Below are 20,198 nucleotides of genomic sequence, written 5' to 3' on the forward strand. Positions count from 1 at the left end.
GCCGGTGGGGCGGCTAGCGCCAAACCAACACCTGCCAGCGCGGCTTGCCCTTGGTTTGGTTTCCCAGCTTGTCAGGCTTCATCCCCGACGACGGGTGTACAGGGAGTGCTAGAGGTGTGCGCCCCGACGAGTGTCGCGGCGCACACCACCAGTAGCACGAAATGCGGATCAGCGGTGACTTCCGCACCAACACCAAGGCTTATTAAACAAGTCGCATCGTCAGCCACATCGAGCGCAAAGATTTCCCCGACTTCGCCACGAACCACCACCTGCTGCTGACGGGAAACATGCCGAATCACATAACGTTGCGGGTGACAGTGTGCAATATAGGTGTGGGGACGCCACCACACTGGGCGGATCGTCAACACTTGACCGGTAGCGGTGGTTGCCCGCATGCACAGTCGCCAACCGCCCGAATACCACTGCACCAGCAGTCGATGATCCCCCACATGCAGCACACCTTCCCGCAGCCACGCAACCGCAGTGTGGTGGCTGTCCAAAAGCTGCCCGTCGTACCACCGCCAGCGCGGATCACCGCTATGGTTGGTCGGGGAAGGAATTGGCACCCCAATGTCCTTGTGCTGCTCATCCATAAGGCTCCTTTGGCCCCAGCGCCAGGCACCATCACCCCCCACGCCCGTAGTAACGGCATCCCGATAAGAGACGACCCCACAGCGTGAGACGGCACCGCAGTGTTACAGGAAAAACACCAACAACACAAAAATCGTGACAAACACCAGGGAGATCGTCAACGATGCTGTTGAGCTCAACAGTTTCGAGGCTAGCGCCTCCCGGGCGATCCAGCTTAAAAACACTGCCTCATCATCGGGGAGCACCACGCCTTCCCGAAATTCGATCGACGGTGCCCGCACCCCATGTCCGGCACCGGTGAATTGGGCGATGGTGTTGCCTTGCGCATCGTCAATCACCCAATCCTGCTTTGTCTCATTGAGCAGCACATAGGTGTTGCGGGTGCAATCCACATCGATCACTGTTGCCCGCCCGATCTGCCGGTCACGACCGGTAGCAGTAAACACCTGTCCCCCCGGCAACAAGGCGGTAAGTCCAGCATCCTTCGAGCCGGTGAGTTTCCACGGGGCAGCCTGTCCTTGCACGGTGAGAAGCTGCTCGGCACCGTCAGTGGTAACCTGCGCGACCGTCGAACCGGTGGCGTCCTTCAGCGTTTGGATGTGACCCGCATTTGTGTTTTCTAATTTCGACCAGGACAGTGTGTGCAGCGCTTCGCGTTCCAGTTGCATAGTTAAACAGTCACAATCCTCACAGCGGAAAAACAAACTTCGTACTTAACAATAGAAAAAACCAGGTGGATGGTCGCCCAACAGCCGACAATGCCCGCCGATGCCGCGCGCATCACCGATGTTCACCGCAGCTAGGCAAGGCACTGCGCGATGACACAGCCCCACCACGAGCCCGAGCAAATCCATCAATGATCGTACAAGCAAATCCGCCGAAAGTTGTAACGTTTCGACGGATTGCTGTGCACTATTGATCAATATCGCCACGACAAGCAGGCAGCTGCAATACGCAGCAACCCGCGGTGACCTGGTTCTTCCGACAGCAGCAAGCAACCCCCGCAGCCGCTGTCACAGCTGATAGCCGCTAGCAGCCGGCAAGTTCACCGCCAAGATAGGTCACTAACTCGTCGATCGGGATCCGCTGCTGCTCCATGGTGTCACGTTCGCGAACAGTGACCGCATGATCTTCTAGCGAATCGAAATCGACCGTCACACAGAACGGGGTACCAATCTCATCCTGGCGACGATAGCGGCGACCAATCGCCCCAGCGACGTCATAGTCCACATTCCACAGGCCGCGCAGTTTCGTTGCAATCTCTTCAGCCAGCGGGGTCAGGGTGTCCTTCTTCGACAACGGCAGCACTGCCACCTTCACCGGAGCCAGCCGGCGATCCAGTCGCAGCACCACCCGCTTGTCCACGCCACCCTTAGCATTGGGCGCTTCATCCTCATGGTAGGCATCAACCAGGAAGGCCATCATCGACCGGCCAAGACCAGCCGCCGGTTCAATCACATACGGCGTCCAGCGTTCATTCGTCGTCTGATCAAAATAGGACAGATCCTCACCACTGCCCTTGGCATGAGTAGACAAGTCAAAGTCGGTGCGGTTAGCCACCCCTTCCAGCTCGCCCCACTTCGAACCAGCAAACTCGAAGGCATATTCCACGTCGACGGTGCGCTTCGAGTAGTGCGACAGCTTTTCCTGTGGATGCTCGTAGAGCCGCAAATTCTCCGGATCAATACCCAAATCGACATACCAGTTGAAACGGTGATCGATCCAATACTGATGCCAGGTTTCATCCTCGCCCGGTTTGACGAAGAATTCCATCTCCATCTGCTCAAACTCGCGGGTGCGGAAAATAAAGTTACCGGGGGTGATCTCGTTACGGAACGATTTACCGATCTGGGCGATACCAAACGGCGGCTTCATCCGGGCCGTGGTTTGCACATTTTTAAAGTTCACAAAAATGCCCTGCGCGGTCTCCGGGCGTAGATAGTGCAAACCTTCCTCATCATCGACAGGGCCAAGGAACGTTTTCAACATCCCAGAGAACTCCCGTGGCTCCGTCCACTTGCCGGGCTGGCCAGTTTCTGGATCGTTAATATCAGCCAAGCCGTTTGCTGGCGGATGCCCATGCTTTTCCTCATAGGCTTCCAGCAAATGATCTGCACGGTAGCGTTTGTGGGTGTACAGCGATTCGACCAGTGGATCGGTAAACACTTCCAAGTGACCGGAAGAAACCCACACCTGACGAGGCAGAATGACGGAAGAATCCAAGCCGACCACATCCGGCCGGGAGGTGACCATGGAACGCCACCACTGCTTTTTAATGTTTTCCTTCAGCTCCACACCAAGCGGACCGTAGTCCCAGGCGGAACGGGTGCCGCCATAGATTTCGCCGCAAGGGTAGACAAACCCACGACGTTTACACAGGTTCGCTACGGTTTCAATCTTGGACTGTTTGCCCACAGTGCTTCAATCCTTACTTTTGTCGAATAATACTGACGGCCCCGACAGTCACCACTGTCGAAAGAAAGCTCAACGTCACATCATAGCCTGCCTTCGCTCCATCGTTTCACCTGACCAGCACAGAGCGCTGGACGACCCGCAATCCAAGCAACAGTGCCACGACTCATCGCTTGCAAGTCATTGCAGGCAATTGCTGTCCACATGCTGCACCACAGCAGGTGGCCCCACGCAGCACCATGGGTGTACAACACCACTATTGACCACCACGAACCCGGCTAGCTGTAACGCGATCACCGGCGCACAGGGCTTGCCAACCAGCGCATGTTTTCGCTGTGCACTGCACAGTTTTCGGTGACGGTATGACTTGTTCGCGGCAGGGTGTCCACTGGTTGAGTCCCGCACCAACGGCCAAGAATTGGTAGATTGCCTAATAACACTTATTGTGCTGCGATGGCGCCAATATCAACCACAGCGACGGCATCCTTTTACTAGATGCCCCGACAACAGCACAGCATCCCCTATCAAAGGTATTCCAAGGACACACCCTCACATGGCTGCAGCAAATGACAAGCACATTCCGAAACTTGGGGTGCGCAGCACCCGGCAGCGAACTGCGGTTGTCGAAGTACTGCGCGATATTGACAATTTCGCCTCCGCAAAACAGATCTATGCGGTGCTTCATGAACGGGGGGAATCGGTCGGACTGACCACTGTGTACCGCACCCTGCAGTCACTGGCCGATATTAATGCGGTCGATGTGCTGCATATGGCTAGTGGCGAATCGCTCTACCGGTCGTGTGACACCGACCATCACCATCACCATCTCGTGTGCGTGGCTTGCGGGCTCACCCATGAAATCGCCGGCGGCCCGGTAGAGAAATGGGCGGCACGCGAAGCAAAAGGCTTCGGTTTTCAGGTCACTGGCCACACCGCTGAAGTGTTCGGTGTTTGCGCCACCTGCCAAAACGATCCCACCGCTACCCCAACCATCGACGCGCCAACAGATTCCTAACCTGCACACGAAACCACACCGATACAGCTGCCCACCGGCCCTCACCAAACAACCCTATCCAGGCGGGCAGTGGAAACGCCGGTTGCATAGTGCCAATTGGGCTATGTTCACCCGCGGGCTGTAACACGTGGCGGCCAGCAGCGGACTACCACTGCCGGCCGGCACGCAACAAAGGGTTGACCGGTGGACACTTTGTGAAACATCCACCCGATTTAGGCATAGGTGCGAACCTTGGCGAAAATCTGCACCCAATGCTTGTCGAGATATCGGATTGAATACCGAACAAGCAACCAGGTGACACCAATAGCTATCGCAAGCTCCCAGATCACGCCACCGATGATCCATCCGCTGCTTTCCATCTTTACACCGACGATCATCGCAACAATTCCCGGCAACAGCGGCAACCACACCACAACAATCGCCAGCAGCGAAGACACAAACGCACTCGAACCATATTGGGATTTATCAGAGTAGGGGTTCGTTCCCGGCCGGGCAGTGGCATACGGCAGCCGTACTGCCAGCAACAGCCCAAGCCCAATGCCCAACACCAGCGCACACCAAAACGTGATGTTGATGATCGCCCAATTGTCGTTGAAATCCCGGATTATCCCGGTCAACAAGGTGACAAAAAGCATCTGCGGGACGCTGATCAGCGCAATAGCGGCCGCTTTACCAAGCTGCACATCCCGGGCGCGAACATTGCTCACCAGGTGAATCCAGTTTGCCGGACCGTCAACTCCGAGATGGTTCGCCAGGATCGATGTGGCAAACAGCACCACCACCGGTCCGCCGTACCATAAAAATGGCTGGGAATCGTTGATTACCCCAAGGAAGGTGAACACCACAACAAATAGTGGCATGGTAATCAGCGAAATAAATTGCCGTATGTCGCGCCGGTAATAGACGAGAGTTCGCCACGCCTGCAACAGGATCGGATTGCGGGGGATTTTCGCCAACGCAAAACCACGAGTGTCACCAAGCGATGCTACCTGGTGTGCAAGCCCCAATTTCATGCCGAGCATGACATTTCTTCGCCACCACAGCACGCCAAGTGGAAGCAGAACCACAGCGATACACAAACGAATAGCTGCAACGAAAAGATTGCCTTCCCCAAGGGCTGCAACCATCCCACCGGGAGCCCCCATCGGCGACCACACCAGGATCTGATCCACCACATCGGAATATCGTCCTAGGTTGCCGTTGACCACCATGTTGAAAGCGATCACCGCGATGACCATCATCACGGTGGATCCGGCGATTTTTATATCTTTCATCCGCCGCGAAGCATGTGCTTGCGCATAGCCGATACTGGTGAGTACCTCACTGCCCACCACACACAGCAGCGCCGCAATCACCAACGCCACGATATAGGGGCCGAGCAGCCACAGCTGGCCGGCATCAGCAAGTGCAACCCCGGTGAACACACCGGTGATAATGGAATTGATAACCACCAGCAGACCGCGGGTTTGTAATAATCCCGCCACAGCCATGCCGGGCAAAATTTGTGCGGGCCGAAGCGGCATTGTCGAAAACCATGCCGGAGTGATCTGCTGTTCACCAGAGGGAAACATCATCGCCAGCATCCAATAGGCCACCACCCCGATAGCCAACGGCCGAGCTAGCACCGTCAAATTCCCGGCAGTGATCTGCTCATACGAGACAAAACCCAAGGCAATCGTCGATGGCACCGCATACAGCCACACCAATATGATCATCACCCAGAGTTGTTTACTTCGCCGCAGGCAGGCGCGCAATAGCCGCCAGTGCAGCGAAATCAGTGTCCGGGTAATAGTGGAATTCGCAACCGCTGACTGTGCACGAGGACCGGTATCTGCTGGCAGCAGCACCTGGGGTGCGGAGACGTGATCATTACTCATCAGTACCCCTTGTGTGCGTCTGAGGCAGTACACGGCCGGCAGATGGTGACTGGTCGTGACCATTTGCGGATTTATCGAGCCAGTCCAAGGTCTGCTCTTCTAACGCTCCTGCACCAACAGTATCTACGAAGGTTTGCGCGAGCGTGCGTCCCTGGCGTACTTCGTCGAGCGTGCCGGCGACAGCAACCTGCCCGTCGGCAATAAGCGCAACATGGTCACAAATTGTCTCTACTAGTTCCATCACGTGGGAAGAGATCACGACAGTGCCGCCACCGGCGACAAACCGGTGCAGGATTTTCTTGATGGTGTCGGCGCTCACCGGATCGACCGCCTCTAATGGTTCGTCAAGCACTAACAATTGGGGCCGATGCAGCATCGCTCCTGCAAGGAGAATTTTCTTCCGCATTCCAGCGGAATAATCGACAATCATCTTCGATGCGGCGTCGTTGAGTCCAAGCGCCCCGAGCAGCGAACCAGAACGAGCAGCGATTGTTGCCTCATCAAGACCCCGCAGCCTGCCCAAATAGGACAAATATTCTTCACCGGTAAGACGATCGAACACTTCCAGCCCGTCGGCTAGCAGCCCGTAGCTTTGTTTCGCTGCAATATCACCGCCATTCCACACATCATGGCCGTGCAGGAACACCCGCCCACTGTCGGGTTCTAACAGACCGCAGGCGATAGTGATCGCAGTGGTTTTCCCAGCCCCGTTTGGACCGACGATCCCAAAAAAACTTCCACGCGGAATCGACAGCGATAACTTCGACACCGCAAGCTTGTCGCCAAACTGCTTACTGACCTGGTCCCACACCAGGACAGGACTTCCCGGATCAATGTTTCCTGTCATGTCGGACAATTGTAGCGAAAATCCCCGCCAGTATTCCCTGTTTCATATCTGCTAACAGGCACAACACGAAACTCGACCCGCAGGTAAGTCACCACTGAGAGCCGAAAGCATCACCCTCAACTCCTCTGGGAATCCCGTGAGATATGTGGCAGGCACAATCGAAGCTTATCTGCAGCATGACAGTGGGAGCGCTTCCCCCGAGCGTCGGCGCCACCGGACAAGCACCACATTTGACAACGCTCAACACCTGCCCACGGCAGTGGTGACTACTGTGAGCCCAGTTCCCTATCCCAGTTGCACACCAAGGACGCTTCCCAACCCGTAGGTGACTGCCGCTGCCCCCAGCCCAATCGCCAGTTGGATGATCGCTTTCCGCAGCGGAGACACCCCGCCGAGCATGCCAACAATCGCCCCGGTACACAGCAGCGCGATACCCACCAACACCCCGGAGACGATCGCCGCCGTGGAAGTTGCCAATCCAAAGAAAAACGGGAGTACGGGAATCGCCGCACCAGTGGCGAAAAACAGAAACGAACTGATTGCAGCAGCCATCCCAGAACCAACGATCTCGTTGTCGGTATCTTGAGCAACCGCCCCGATGACATCCCCTAGACGACCCGTGTCCTCTAAAGCAGGCTTACTACGGGATGCAGCAACCTGGTCAAGTAAATGGCGAGCCTTTTCTTCTGCTTCATCAATCGCCATCCCACGTGCCCGGTACACCAACGCCAACTCGTTTTCGTTGACATCCAACTCTGGCAGCCGACGGGAGGTTTCCGGATCAGGGGCGGAGGCCTCGAGTAATTCCCGCTGGGAGGAAACCGAAATATACTCCCCTGCCCCCATTGACAATGCCCCAGCGAGAAGACCTGACACCCCGGTGAGCACGATTAGCCCATTGTCGGTGGTTGCACCAACCACACCCAGCACCAAGGCCAGGTTTGACACTAACCCGTCGTTGAGACCGAATACAGCAGCCCGAAAATTACCGGACATTTTCTCCCGGCCACGTGCCGCCAACCCGCGAACCACTTCGGCATGCACCCGCTCATCGGCTGCCATCTGTTCGGTCGCATCAGCATCCGTCTCATACGGGGTACGGGTTTCCGCCGACTGCATCAACGCCAATGTAAATACTGTCCCGAACCGTTTCGCCAACACTGCAAGCAGCCGAGTTTTCAAACTTGCTGCCTGCGGAAGACCAACATGTTCCCCCAGCCGCTGCTGCCAATACTGTTCGTGGCGTGCCTCAGCAGCAGCAATATCCAGCAGAATCTGCCGTTCCTCACCTGTTTTCCGACGTGCTAATTCCCGATATACTGCCGCTTCGGCTCGTTCATCCGCTAAATATTTACGCCACCGTCGAATCTGGGATTTTGAGACAGGCGCATCGTGCCGAACCACTCCCCCTGCTGCACCATCTGCTGCCGCAGACAGCGAACCATCTTCACCCGTATTGTCCGCAGGTAGCTGCCCAGTCGACGAATCCTGGCTCATTCTGGTCACTCTCGATCGATTGCAATTCAACAACAGCCGCCGCAGAACATCCCTGTAGCAACAAAGGAACCTTACCAGGTCAAGCACACGACTCACAGGTCGCTCCCAGGATCCCTGAGAAATCCGGGCAGCCATCGCTCGAGGCTTCGCACCCCACATAAAACTAGCGCCAGACAGACGTTGCATCGCCGGCTGCGACACCTCTGGCCACACACTGGTTATCGGAGTAGTCCTTGCACAACCTCTTCGCTTCACCTGCGGTTACCAGGTGACTCCCGGGATGGTCGCGCAATACCGTTGCGCCGCATCCTACCGCCGTACCTGCAGCGATCAATGCGCCGTCTACCGCGGGCGACGTTCCCAGACGCACATCACCGACGAAACCGCGCACCCACACCACACACACGCGTCACACTGCAGGCCACGCAATTCCGCCACACGTCCGAAAACCTGCCAACCATGGTGAGCGGTGACCATTCGAGCAGCGCTGCAATTAACCAGGATGATGCGGACGCTCACAGCAAATAGCTACGGGTTTTTCACACCGCCAAAGCGACGGTCACGGTGTGCATACTCCAATACGGCTGCGTAGACATCTTCAGCGGTGAAATCCGGAAACAGCTTATCTTGGAACACCAATTCCGCGTATGCGGCCTGCCATGGCAAGAAATTCGAGGTGCGCTGCTCACCGGATGGACGCAAAAACAGGTCAACATCGGGCATATCTGGTTCATCCAAAAACTGTGGGAACAATCCCTCAGTGATCTGGTCAGGCCGCAGCCTGCCCTGTTGCACCTGTTCAGCGATAGCACGCGCGGCATCAACAATCTCTGCACGACCGCCATAGTTAACACACATCGCCAACGTCATGGTGGTGTTGTCTTTTGTTAACTCTTCTGCTGCTTCTAACTCACGGATCACCGACCGCCACAACCGGGGACGACGACCCGCCCACCGAACACGAACACCTTTTTCGTGCAACCCGTCACGCTGCCGCCGCAGTACGTCGCGGTTGAACCCCATAAGGAAGCGCACCTCGTCAGCGGAACGACGCCAATTCTCAGTTGAAAACGCATACGCTGACAGATACTCGACGCCAAGTGCAATACAGGCGTCTACCACTTCCAACAGCACCTGTTCGCCGCGCTTATGCCCCTCAGTTCGAGGCAAGCCGCGTTCTTGCGCCCAACGGCCATTGCCGTCCATAACGAGCGCAATATGACGAGGAATGAACTGGGGATCAATAGCCGGTGGCGGCGCAACGGATGCATTCACATTCACCATTGTGCCAAACTTCCCCGATCACTGAACAACAACCATATGCTTGCACGACGTTTCGGGCATTGCTGAAGAAACGCTTGCAACCTCCACGACACAGCCCCACCCTTGCGTGGGCTTCGAAAACCGCCTTCTCACCACTAGTCCTCAGACAGCATCGCCAAGCTGACAAAATTGCGTTCCAAATGATATTGCAAATGCGCCCGAGTGAGCCGATGTGCTTCCGCACACAAAGCAGTACTCCCCCCGGGAAACACTTCACCTAGCTGAGACGCCGTAGGTGCGATAGTCGCGAGATCACGATTGGCCATATGCCACATCAACCGCAACACCGCAGGCGCGGGTTTCATCGAGCCAACCGGCCGACATTGGCTACACACCGCACCCCCCGCGGCAGGTGCAAACGCGCAATGGGGGCCAGGATCACCGCAATTGGCACAATCAAACAAACTAGGAGCCCATCCTGCATGACGCATCAGACGAAGCAACAATGCATCTAACAGCAGTACCGGATCAGCCGCATGTTGCAGATATTGAAAAAACTGGGCGACTTCATCGAAAATCTCAGCTTCACCTTCCGCCACGCCGACCACCGCTGCAGCACAATCCAATGCCGCACAGCCAGCCGTATAACGGTTGTAGTCTTCGATGATGCCAGCCCCAAAGTAGGCAATCGTATCGGCCTCGGCAATCAAGGCTAAATTTCGGCCAGGATACAGCAGCATCGAAAGCTGGACGAACCGTTGAATCCGGGAACCGAACCGACTTTTCGTTCGCCGAACCCCTTTCGCCACAGCCCGCACCAGGCCGTGATCCCGGGTGAGCAAAACGACGATCCGATCAGCTTCCCCAAAATCATGGGTGCGCACTACAAACGCTTCATCTTTGTAGTGTTCCCGGGACGGCACTGCACTCCTTGCTGTGGTATCGAAACAAACCAGTGAACAACACTGCTGTTAGCCGCAAGTGACCAAAACCGAGCTGACGGCACACGTTCACTCGCATAGGTTGCACCAACCCAGAGCCGATATGCGACTACCAGGCGGGTCGGTTCACGGATCAAACCGGCCAGTGTTAAAACCCGAGGCGACCGAGCGCTTTCGGATCTGACTGCCAGTTTTTCAATACCTTCATCCGCAAATCGAGATACACGTTTTGCCCCAGCAGTTCGATGATCTGTTTGCGGGAAGTCGACATAATCCGATTGAGGCGACGATTATCTTTGCCTGCCAGGATGCGTTTTTGCCCCTCCCGCTCCAGGTAGATGATCGCGTGCACGTTTAACACACCCGGCCGCTCATCGTTTTCGGTAATCTCATCAATCTCTACGGCAACCGAGTGCGGCAGTTCGTCACGCAGCCCCTGCAGCGCAGCTTCGCGAATATATTCTGCCATGCGGGTACGGGTGTCGTCATCGGTGATGTGATCATCAGGATAAAATTTTGGCCCTTCGGGCAGCAGCGAAACAATCACATCAGCCAACACGTCCACCTGCGTGTCTTCCACCGCTGACACCGGTACCACTTCGCAGTCCCCGCCGAGCAGATCATGTAATGCCTGCAGCTGCACCATAACCCGATCCCGGCCGACCTTGTCGATTTTGGTGACGACCCCGAGCAGCGTGGTGTTGGGGGCGACTTTCCGTACAGCCTCCAAAATCCAGCGATCGCCGGGTCCGATTTTTTCATCGGCCGGGATCGTCACAGCAATCACATCCACATCCGAATAGGTGTCTTTCACCATTTCGTTAAGCCGCTCCCCCAGCAGTGTTCGTGGCCGGTGCAAACCGGGAGTGTCAACCACAATGATTTGGGCATTCGGCCGATGCACGATGCCACGAATCGGATGGCGGGTGGTTTCCGGCTGGTCGGCTGTAATCGCAATTTTCTGCCCAACCAGCGCATTCGTCAGCGTTGACTTGCCGGTGTTTGGGCGTCCCACAAAGGACACAAACCCGGAGCGGAAACCTTCTGGGGTATCGGTAAAGTTTGTCATCATAGTGCGAGTCAGCGTTGGCTTCCTCGATCATCCATCTTCCGTATGTAGTGAATACCTGGGGTTATTCCCCTTTTGCAACGTGATCACACACACTGCGCTGCCGCCATTTACTCGCGGCGGAGTAAAGCAACAGCTAACACTTTGCATTATTGCTGGTAGTAATTCTTCGCGTGAGACCGTTGTACACCGACGGTTTCGCAACCGTTGCGGGGATGCATGAGGCACAAAGCAGCAACACCAAGACACTAACGCAGTCCAGGGGCGGCGCTGGTTTGCAGCACTGTGCACCTAGCGCTGCCCATGCTACCAGCAGCAAGAAAAATTCCTGCTGTCGCAACCACTGGCGTTGTCCTAGTGGCAACTACACCTCGGCGGGAGTGTCGAACAAGGCGTCTTCAACATCAACCTTGACCGTGGCGATCTTATTGCGGCCTCGCCGATCTTTCCCACCCTCGGCAGTCAGTGTGAGACCGGCAATACTCACAGTCGACCCCGGTAGTGGCACCCTGCCCTCCTCGTAGGAGATCAAACCGGCGACGGTTTCCACCTCGTTTTCCACCTCATCATCGAAGACAAGATCCACCCCGTATTCTTCCACGATGAGATCGTGTAAATCTTCCAGCGACAGCCGGGCAAGCACCCGATAGCTGCGCTGCCCAAGATGTTCAACCGGGGCGCGTTCAGCTGAATCATATTCGTCGGCGATCTCACCGACGATCTCTTCCAAAATGTCTTCAATCGATAACAGCCCTGCAATACCGCCGTATTCGTCGACGAGCATCGCCAAATGGCATCGCTTCACCTGCATTTCGCGCAGCAGATCATCGAGATTCTTCGAATCTGGCACAAAATACGCCGGTCGCATCACGTCGGTGACTTGAACAGAGGAACCAGAATCAGTGGAACTGTAGGTTTTTTGCACCAGATCTTTGAGATACACCACACCGACGATATCGTCGACGGTTTCACCAATAACAGGGAGTCGCGACAGCCCTGATCGGACACACAGTCGGGTCGCATCGCCGGCAGTTGCCACCGATTCGATCCACACCATCTCCGGGCGAGGAACCATCACTGAGCGGGCAGTCGTTGTTCCCAAGTCGAACACCGATTGAATCATGCGGCGCTCGCCGACCTCAACGACCCCGTGCTCTTGGGCGATGTCAACCATTTCACGTAATTCGACTTCACTGGCGAACGGACCTGCTTTCAACCCTTCACCAGGAGCCAGGGTGTTTCCGACGAAAATAAGAATTTTCGATATTGGCCCTAACAGAAACGCCAATACCGACAACACTTGTGCCGAGTTCAGCGACACCGTGTACGGATTTTTCCGTCCGATGGTGCGAGATAAGACGCCGACGACCGCATAGGAAACAAAGGTAATGGCAGCTACCGCAACGGTGGCGGCAAGTTTTCGATCGGTGATAAATGTCACCGCCAGCAGCGCTACAAACACGGCCGCTGTTGCTTCCAGCGCAGTTCGCAGCAGCACAAGCAGATTGATGTGATCAGCACGGCGATCAATCACCGTCAACAGCTGGGCGGCACCGGGTTTTTCTTCCCGATGCAATTCTTCAACTCGGGCACGGGAGATCCCGGACAGGGCTGTTTCAATGGAGCCGATCGCACCAGAGGCGATCATCGCCGCGATAGCCCCAAGGATTAAGGTTGCGTCGTTCATAGGTGAGCGTTATTTCCGACCTGGATGATCATTGTTCGGATCGGTGGTTGGTTGATCTTCAGCCCCCTCGGTCGGATCGGCTGGTTGCTGCTGGTTGTTGGTGTCTTCAGGGGATAGCGCTACTGCCGGGATCCGTCCATCCTCAGCCATTTGTCGATCAAGATCAAGGCGGTCGGCAGCGGTTGGGAACGCCTGTTCGTTGTCCGGCCGGGGATGATAGGTTTCTCCGGTTTCTGCTAGATGGTCATACCAGGCGCGAAGAATGGTGTTTTGCAGCCCGAACATGGTTTGTTCTTCTTCAGGTTTGACATGATCGTAGCCGAGCACATGCAACACGCCGTGCACAGTGAGCAGCGCCAATTCATGTGCAAGGTCGTGACCAGCCCGTTTAGCTTGTTTTTCGGCGAATACTGGGCATAGCACAATATCCCCTAGCGACATGGGCATCGCATCCGGGGTGTCAGGCCGGGAGGTCACCGCAGAGTATCCATCCATCGGAAAACTCATTACATCGGTAGGACCTGGGAGACCAAGCCATTGTTCATGCATTCCCTCGATCGTTGGTTCGTCGACGATCATGATGGCCAGTTCAGCAGCCGGATGCACATCCATTTTTGCCAGCGCAAAGCTGGCAACATCGATGAGCATAGCTTCGTTCACAGGCAAACTGGGATCTTCGTTGAACACTTCGATTGACATGGGGTTTCCTTTGGAGAGGGGTGCGGTTTCGCCGTGGTGATGCGGGTTTGAGCGGCAGTAATGCGCGCTTCGATGCGACGCTAGTTGTCGGTGGCAGTATCCGGGTTTGCTTCCGGTGGTGTGTTGCCACGTTCTTCCCAATCAGCGTAGGCGTCAACGATCGCTCCGACGAGATGATGCCGAACCACGTCTTCGGAGTTCATCTCGCAGAATGCTACCCCGTCGACGTTTCGCAGAATATTGCGCACTACCCGAAGTCCGCTGTGTTGACCGCGGGGCAGGTCAAGCTGGGTGATGTCACCGGTGACCACCATTTTGGAGCCGAATCCCAGGCGAGTGAGGAACATTTTCATCTGTGCCGGGGTGGTGTTTTGTGCCTCATCCAAGATGACGAATGCATCGTTGAGGGTGCGTCCACGCATATAGGCCAGCGGGGCTACTTCGATGACCCCTGCTTCCATAAGTTTCGGGATCGTGTCGGCGTCGATCATATCGCGGAGTGCGTCGTGGAGTGGACGAAGATATGGATCGATTTTTTCGTTGAGGGTGCCGGGCAAGAAACCGAGCTTTTCACCAGCTTCAACCGCTGGGCGGGTGAGGATGATGCGGGAGATTTCTCGCCGATGCAAGGCTTGTACAGCTTTCGCGACAGCAAGATAAGTTTTCCCGGAGCCGGCCGGACCAATGCCGAAAATGATGGTGTTGTCGTCGATCGCGGAGACATAGTGTTGTTGGCCGGGGGTTTTAGCCCGCACTACTTTACCTTTGCGGGAAACGATGTCACCGCTGACTTCTTCGGCGACGGTGATCGGCCGGGTGGTGTCGATCATGGCAGCGGTTTGTTTCACCGTGGTGGTGGAGATTTCGTGGCCGCGGCGCGCCATTGCCTGGAGTTCGTTGAGGATGTGGACGGCACGAGCAACCCGATGGGCGGGTCCTTGCAGGGTGGCGTCAAGACCCCGGACGTGAATTTGTACCCCGGTGAGGTTTTCGAGTGTGGCTATGGTTCCATCGCCTGGCCCTAGTACGGCGGCAGCGGTGTCATTGTGAAAAACGTAGGGGCAGCTGATGATCGATTGGGGTTCCGACACTGGGCGGCGTACCTCTTTCTCCTGTGGGTGGGGTCGATACCAGGCTGGTATCAATCCGGCAGCACAGCGGTGACGCGGATTTTTGTGCGTTGCTGCTGTGGGTAGGGTTTTCGAACTAAACGATACTGTGGTTATCCGGGTGACGACGAGGGCGGGTGCACTAGACAGACGAGTTGGGGGTGGTTTACCAACGGCCTTGGTGCACGTTGATCACTGCGAGTGCTGCAGCCCCGGCGGTGGCGGTGCGCAGCACTTCTGCGCCAAGGAGGACGGGTTGCGCGCCGGCTTGTTTCAGTTCGTCTACTTCCTTGTCGCTGATTCCCCCTTCGGGTCCTACTACACAGAGCACACCCGGTGTGTGGGGGATTTGGTGATCAGTTGTGCTGGGGTCTCCGGTGGTGGATGCCGGTGGAAGATCATGGCGGAGTTGGTCGGACAGGCTTGCGGCGGCATTTTCGTGCAAAATATAGGCTTTACCACCGGCAGCGGTAAATGCAGCGATGTGGGCGGCAAGCGTGTGAGTAGTGTGGAGTTCTGCTACTTGTGGCACAAAGAGACGCCGGGATTGTTTGGCAGCTTCCTGACAGATGGCCTGCCATTTTGCTGCTGCTTTGTCAGCTTTGGCGCCTTTCCATTTCACAATGCTGCGGCTTGCCTGCCAGGGGATGACGGTCGCGACCCCGAATTGGGTGAGGTTTTCCAAGGTGGCGTCGAGGCGATCGTTTTTCGGTAGGCCTTGCACGACAGTGACGCTTGGTGCACTGATCCGCCCCGGGTCGTCAATGGTGCGCACAATAGTGGCGGTGAGATGGTCTTTGCCGCTGATTGCGGTGACTTCACAGTCGGCGGCGACCCCGCAGCCGTTGCTGATGGTGATGATTTCCCCGACGGTGATGCGTTTCACTGTGACTGCGTGATAGCCTTCCGGGCCGCCCAATTCGATGGTGTGGCCGGCTGGCTGTTGTAGCTGGTCGGCAGCAGTGTGTACTGCTTGCGGAGTAGCGGGACAGCCTGCAGCGAGAAACAGTGGATAGGTCATGGCGGGTTCTTTTCTTGTCCAATATCCGATACCCAAAAATCCCCGGCGCGCCCCACCGGGCAGAGTCCACCGGGATCCGGCATCACCGGAGGTGGTGTGCCGGCGGTGTTTTCCGCGGCCGGTGGGATGTTTGCCGCTGATGCGAGGTTACGCGTTGCGGCCGCGGAAAAAGTTTCCGATTCGAGTGAACAGGTGGTTGTCGCTGTCTTCGCGACTGATAACTTTTGCCGGTTCGTATCCGCGCCGGTCACGCAGTTGGCTGAGGGTTTTGCGGGTTTTGCTGTCGAGTTCGGTGGGAACTTTCATCACGAAGCGGACGATAAGATCGCCGCGTTCGCCTTCGCGCTGCATGGTCGGCATGCCTTTGCCGTGCACGACTACCGTGTCTTCGGGTTGGGTGCCGGCGGGGACGGTGATGGTTTCTTGGCTTCCGTCTGGCAGGGTGAGGCCGACTGTGGTGCCGAGGCAGGCGTCCACGATGGACATTTGGACGGTTGCAAGGAGGTGTTCGTTGTCGCGGGTGAAGGTGGGATCGTCGGCGACTTGAATGTGCAGATAGAGGTCACCAGCAGGGCCGCCGCCGGGTCCTACTTCCCCGTTGCCTTGTAGGCGGATGCGCATTCCGCTTTCGACACCGGCAGGTATATGGACTTGCATGCTGCGGCGGCTGCGTACTCGTCCGTCGGATTCGCAGGTGGGGCACGGGTCGGGGATGATCTGGCCGGTTTCGGCGCAGGCGGGGCATGGTGCGACGGTCACCATATTGCCAAGGAAGCTGCGTTGGGTTGCGCGCACATGACCGGATCCGGTGCATTGTTGACAGGTGACAGGTTCCTGGTGGGTTTTCGACCCGGAGCCGTCACAGTCGGGGCAGATCACTGCAGTGTCGACGGTGATTTTTTTATCTACCCCGGTGTAGGCTTCCGCCAAGCTGATCGGGAACGCCATGCGGCTGTCTTCGCCGCGACGTACACGCGGGATGGGGCCGGTTTCGCCTTGGCCTTCGAAGAAGGCACCGAATAGGTCGCCGAGGTCGAAGCCGCCGCCGAAGCCCCCACCGAAGCCACCGCCGTAACCGTGTTGAGGTTCGGCGAGCGGATCGTGACCTGCGTCGACCATACGACGCTTGTTCGGGTCAAGTAGCACTTCTTGGGCTTGGGAGATTTCCCGGAAGCGTTCTGCTGCTTCGTCGCTGGGGTTGACATCCGGATGATATTTCCGGGCAAGCCGCCGGTAGGCTTTTTTGATTTCTGAATCAGTTGCCTGCTGGTCAACACCTAGAATGCCGTAATAATCTTTGGCCACAGCCGATCAGTGTTCCTTACTTAAAAATTCTGTGTTGTGTATGCGGATAGTAGATGTCAAAAGTTGGACTTATTCGTTGCTTTCCAGGGATCGTTGCGACAGTGTGCAACGTTCCCTGGAGGGTACGAGCTTCTCGCATAGGCAGCAACGTCGCTCCGGGTTCGAGATATTCCCGGCGCGAAGTGGGGCTACGGTGTTGTAAGCCGCGTGCTGGTGCGCCGAGGTGGTGGTTTTCGTGTCAAAAACGTGCAACAACTGTATCGCGAATTGGGGGCGTACTGAAAACTTGGCGGGTGTTCTTAGGTTGGGTTGTTGTTGTCTTGTTCAACTGCCGTGGATGGTCTGGCAGCGGTGGTGGATGGTTTCGCCTAGTCGGTGCCGAGGATCCGGGAGACGTAGCGGGCGACTGCGGCGAGTTTTGCCATCGTTGCCGGATAGTCCATAAAGGTCGGTCCGACCACAGCCATTGCCCCCAGTGGGGTGTCGTCTTGCCCGTATCCGGCGGTGACGACTGCAGCCCGGCGCAGCGGTTCTGCTTGGGTTTCACCCCCAATGGAAACTTGTACCGCACCGGTTTCTTGGGCGGTAGCCATGAGTCGAAGGACGACGACTTGTTCTTCGAGAGCGTCGAGGACGTCGGTGAGCCCGGTGGGAAAGTTTGCGCTGAGGTTAGCGGTTCCTGCGAGAAGGAGTTTTTCCCGGGGGGCTTCGACGAGTGTTTCGAGCAGGGTGGTGACGCAGGCGGCGACGGGGTGCGCTAATCCTGGTGGTGGGGCATCCCGCAGGGTTTTCACGTCTTGTGCGGCTTTGGCGACAGTGTTGCCGACGAGGGCTTGGGAGAGCACGGTTTTTACCCGTTCGACGTCGCTTTCGGCGACAGGATGTGCAAAATCGACGTAGCGCTGTTCGACTCGTCCAGTGTTAAGAATCACCACCAGTAGCCAGCGGGTGGTTGCCAGCGGTACTACTTCCAGGTGGAGCACGGTGGAGATGGTGAGCTGTGGAAGTTGGACGACGGCAGCTTGCCGGGTGAGCTGGGAGAGCAGTTGGACGCTGCGACGAAGAACATCTTCGGTGTCAACGCCACCTTCAAGGAAGGTGACGATGGCGCGCCGTTCCGGCCCGGAGAGGGGTTTGACCTCGGTGAGGGTGTCGACAAAGAGCCGGTAGCCTTTTTCGGTGGGGATCCGCCCGGAGGAGGTGTGTTGTTGCACGATATAGCCTTCCCGTTCCAGGTGTGCCATATCGTTGCGAATGGTGGCCGGTGACACATCGAGCCCGTGACGTTGTACCAGCCGTTTGGAACCGACTGGTTCCTGGGAGGCGATGTAGTCAGCCACAATTGCGCGTAATACTTCCACGCGTCGGCGATCAGTAGCACTGGTCATAGCCAATAATCTAGCCCACCTGGGCTACGGGTTGGGTACTCGTTCGCCAGCAGCGCACAAATCTGTTGTGCGCTGCTGGCGGCTCCTGGGTGGCGAGGTGTCGTGCAGCTGTCCGCTGGTGTTCTCGCTGTTGCCGGCTCGGCGTCGCGGCGCTAGGCGGATTCTTCGCTGATGAGGATTTCGGCGATGATTCCGTCGGCGAGCAGCCGGCCCCGGTCGGTAACTGCGATTCTTCGCTGGCCGGTAGTTGGATCATCCCACTGGTGCAGCAGTCCACGCTGCACAAAATCGTTGATCGTCGGATAGGCGCGGGGATCAATAATCGTAGCGTCGATCCCTTCGACGAGGCGCAACCCCACCATTACTGTTTCGGTGTGGTGTTCCGCCGCGGTGAGATGTTCCACCTCAGCTAGGGGAAGCTGATCCTTGGTGGAAAGGCTGTGGTAGCGGGCAGGATGTTTAACATTCACCCGCCGCACCCCGTCGATGTGGCCGTGGGCACCAGGGCCTGCACCCCACCAGTTGCGGTTGCGCCAATAGATGAGATTATGCCGACATTGCCCACCTGGTTTCGCCCAATTCGACACCTCATACCAGTCAAAACCGTGCGCTTGCAGGGTGGCGGCTATCAGCTCATAGCGTTGGGCGAGCACATCATCATCGGTTTGGATCAGTTCGCCGCGGCTTACCCGCCGGGCAAAGGCTGTGCCGGCCTCCACAATGAGCGAATAGGCGGAGACGTGATCGACCCCGGTTTCGATAATTGCCTGGAGGGTGGCGGCAACCTCGGCTTCGGTTTCCGTTGGGGTGCCATAGATCATGTCTAGGTTGACATGAGTAAATCCGGCTGCAATCGCTTCTTCGGCGGCCTGCAGTGCCCGCCCGGGACTGTGCTTGCGTCCCAGCAGGGAAAGCACCCGCGACGACGTGGACTGCATTCCTAGGGATACCCGGGTGAAACCACTGTCGTGCAGGGTGGCGAAAAAATCTGGGCTGGTGGATTCCGGGTTTGCTTCAGTGGTGATCTCACAATTCGGGGCAAGCCCAATGGTGCGGGACACCTCGGCGAGCACCTGCGCTAAGGTGTCCGCGCCCAGCAGGGACGGGGTGCCGCCACCGAAAAACACCGTGTCGGCACCGTGTGGCGTGGTTGAGGCGGCAAGTATTTCCGCGGCATTTTCGAGTTCCTGGGATAGCGCTGCCAGATAGCCTGCGATGCTAAAACCACCCGCTAATTCTTTGGCTGTATAAGTGTTGAAATCACAGTAGCCGCAGCGTGATGCACAAAACGGCACATGAATATAGACCCCCAGGTGATCGTCGTGACCTTGCAGGGTAACCGGTGTGGGTGATTTCGCCATGGATGCAAGCTTAAAAGGCAACCGGTTACAACCCTCCCATGGGGGTGTGATCCACGGTGTCGCACACGTCTTAACAGTCCTTGAAGCAGGCGCAGCCACAGGCAAGGATATCGGGC

At 56.9% G+C, this 20,198-nt stretch carries 17 protein-coding genes; 1 reads left to right on the forward strand and 16 read right to left on the reverse strand.

Annotated elements, in window-relative coordinates; genetic code table 11:
- Nucleotides 1-71: 71 nt before the first annotated feature.
- From CCHOA_RS07485 to CCHOA_RS07495, 3 genes are all read right to left on the reverse strand, one after another.
- Complete coding sequence (locus tag CCHOA_RS07485; RefSeq protein WP_123928943.1) at nt 72-593, reverse strand: hypothetical protein; 522 nt, start codon at nt 591-593, stop codon at nt 72-74.
- A gap of 102 nt (nt 594-695) precedes the next feature.
- Entirely contained in the window at nt 696-1,259 is a 564-nt protein-coding gene (locus tag CCHOA_RS07490; protein WP_123928946.1) for a hypothetical protein, read from the reverse strand.
- A gap of 361 nt (nt 1,260-1,620) precedes the next feature.
- Nucleotides 1,621-3,006, reverse strand: a complete 1,386-nt coding sequence (locus CCHOA_RS07495) for a glycine--tRNA ligase (RefSeq protein ID WP_123928949.1) — start codon at nt 3,004-3,006, stop codon at nt 1,621-1,623.
- 550 nt (nt 3,007-3,556) lie between these two features.
- On the opposite strand from CCHOA_RS07495, the gene CCHOA_RS07500 reads away from it, so the two are divergent.
- Nucleotides 3,557-4,018, forward strand: a complete 462-nt coding sequence (locus CCHOA_RS07500) for a Fur family transcriptional regulator (RefSeq protein ID WP_123928952.1) — start codon at nt 3,557-3,559, stop codon at nt 4,016-4,018.
- Between the two features lie 212 nt (nt 4,019-4,230).
- Here CCHOA_RS07500 and CCHOA_RS07505 read toward each other — a convergent pair whose 3' ends face one another.
- The 13 genes from CCHOA_RS07505 to hemW all read right to left on the reverse strand — a co-directional run bounded on the left by CCHOA_RS07505 (nt 4,231) and on the right by hemW (nt 20,082).
- Nucleotides 4,231-5,895 (reverse strand): hypothetical protein, encoded by a 1,665-nt coding sequence (locus CCHOA_RS07505; protein ID WP_123928955.1) that lies wholly within the window; start codon nt 5,893-5,895, stop codon nt 4,231-4,233.
- Nucleotides 5,888-6,742 (reverse strand): ABC transporter ATP-binding protein, encoded by an 855-nt coding sequence (locus CCHOA_RS07510; RefSeq protein ID WP_123928958.1) that lies wholly within the window; start codon nt 6,740-6,742, stop codon nt 5,888-5,890. Before CCHOA_RS07510 ends, CCHOA_RS07505 begins: the two co-directional genes overlap by 8 nt.
- A gap of 285 nt (nt 6,743-7,027) precedes the next feature.
- Complete coding sequence (locus CCHOA_RS07515; protein ID WP_123928961.1) at nt 7,028-8,239, reverse strand: VIT1/CCC1 transporter family protein; 1,212 nt, start codon at nt 8,237-8,239, stop codon at nt 7,028-7,030.
- A gap of 528 nt (nt 8,240-8,767) precedes the next feature.
- Complete coding sequence (locus CCHOA_RS07520) at nt 8,768-9,514, reverse strand: isoprenyl transferase (RefSeq protein ID WP_281273265.1); 747 nt, start codon at nt 9,512-9,514, stop codon at nt 8,768-8,770.
- 143 nt (nt 9,515-9,657) lie between these two features.
- A complete protein-coding gene (recO, locus tag CCHOA_RS07525) occupies nt 9,658-10,425 on the reverse strand; it encodes a DNA repair protein RecO (RefSeq protein ID WP_123928968.1) in 768 nt (255 codons plus the stop codon).
- Nucleotides 10,426-10,591: 166 nt separating this feature from the next.
- Entirely contained in the window at nt 10,592-11,512 is a 921-nt protein-coding gene (gene era, locus CCHOA_RS07530; RefSeq protein WP_123931025.1) for a GTPase Era, read from the reverse strand.
- A 364-nt stretch (nt 11,513-11,876) separates the two neighbouring features.
- Nucleotides 11,877-13,199: a hemolysin family protein gene (locus CCHOA_RS07535; RefSeq protein ID WP_123928971.1), complete on the reverse strand. Its 1,323-nt coding sequence runs from the start codon at nt 13,197-13,199 to the stop codon at nt 11,877-11,879.
- Nucleotides 13,200-13,208: 9 nt separating this feature from the next.
- Complete coding sequence (gene ybeY / locus CCHOA_RS07540) at nt 13,209-13,898, reverse strand: rRNA maturation RNase YbeY (RefSeq protein WP_123928974.1); 690 nt, start codon at nt 13,896-13,898, stop codon at nt 13,209-13,211.
- 80 nt (nt 13,899-13,978) lie between these two features.
- The gene (locus tag CCHOA_RS07545; RefSeq protein ID WP_377740003.1) at nt 13,979-14,971 is read right to left on the reverse strand and encodes a PhoH family protein; all 993 of its coding nucleotides are present in this window, start codon (nt 14,969-14,971) and stop codon (nt 13,979-13,981) included.
- 202 nt (nt 14,972-15,173) lie between these two features.
- The gene (locus tag CCHOA_RS07550; RefSeq protein ID WP_123928977.1) at nt 15,174-16,028 is read right to left on the reverse strand and encodes a 16S rRNA (uracil(1498)-N(3))-methyltransferase; all 855 of its coding nucleotides are present in this window, start codon (nt 16,026-16,028) and stop codon (nt 15,174-15,176) included.
- Between the two features lie 147 nt (nt 16,029-16,175).
- Complete coding sequence (dnaJ, locus tag CCHOA_RS07555; protein WP_123928980.1) at nt 16,176-17,333, reverse strand: molecular chaperone DnaJ; 1,158 nt, start codon at nt 17,331-17,333, stop codon at nt 16,176-16,178.
- 368 nt (nt 17,334-17,701) lie between these two features.
- Nucleotides 17,702-18,721 carry a heat-inducible transcriptional repressor HrcA gene (hrcA, locus tag CCHOA_RS07560; RefSeq protein WP_123928983.1) on the reverse strand — a complete coding sequence of 340 codons (1,020 nt, stop codon included), beginning with the start codon at nt 18,719-18,721 and terminating at the stop codon, nt 17,702-17,704.
- Nucleotides 18,722-18,873: 152 nt separating this feature from the next.
- Nucleotides 18,874-20,082 (reverse strand): radical SAM family heme chaperone HemW, encoded by a 1,209-nt coding sequence (gene hemW / locus CCHOA_RS07565; protein ID WP_123928986.1) that lies wholly within the window; start codon nt 20,080-20,082, stop codon nt 18,874-18,876.
- Between the last annotated feature and the right edge of the window lie 116 nt (nt 20,083-20,198).

It is taken from the genome of Corynebacterium choanae, assembly GCF_003813965.1.
GTDB classification, from domain to species: Bacteria; Actinomycetota; Actinomycetes; order Mycobacteriales; family Mycobacteriaceae; genus Corynebacterium; species Corynebacterium choanae.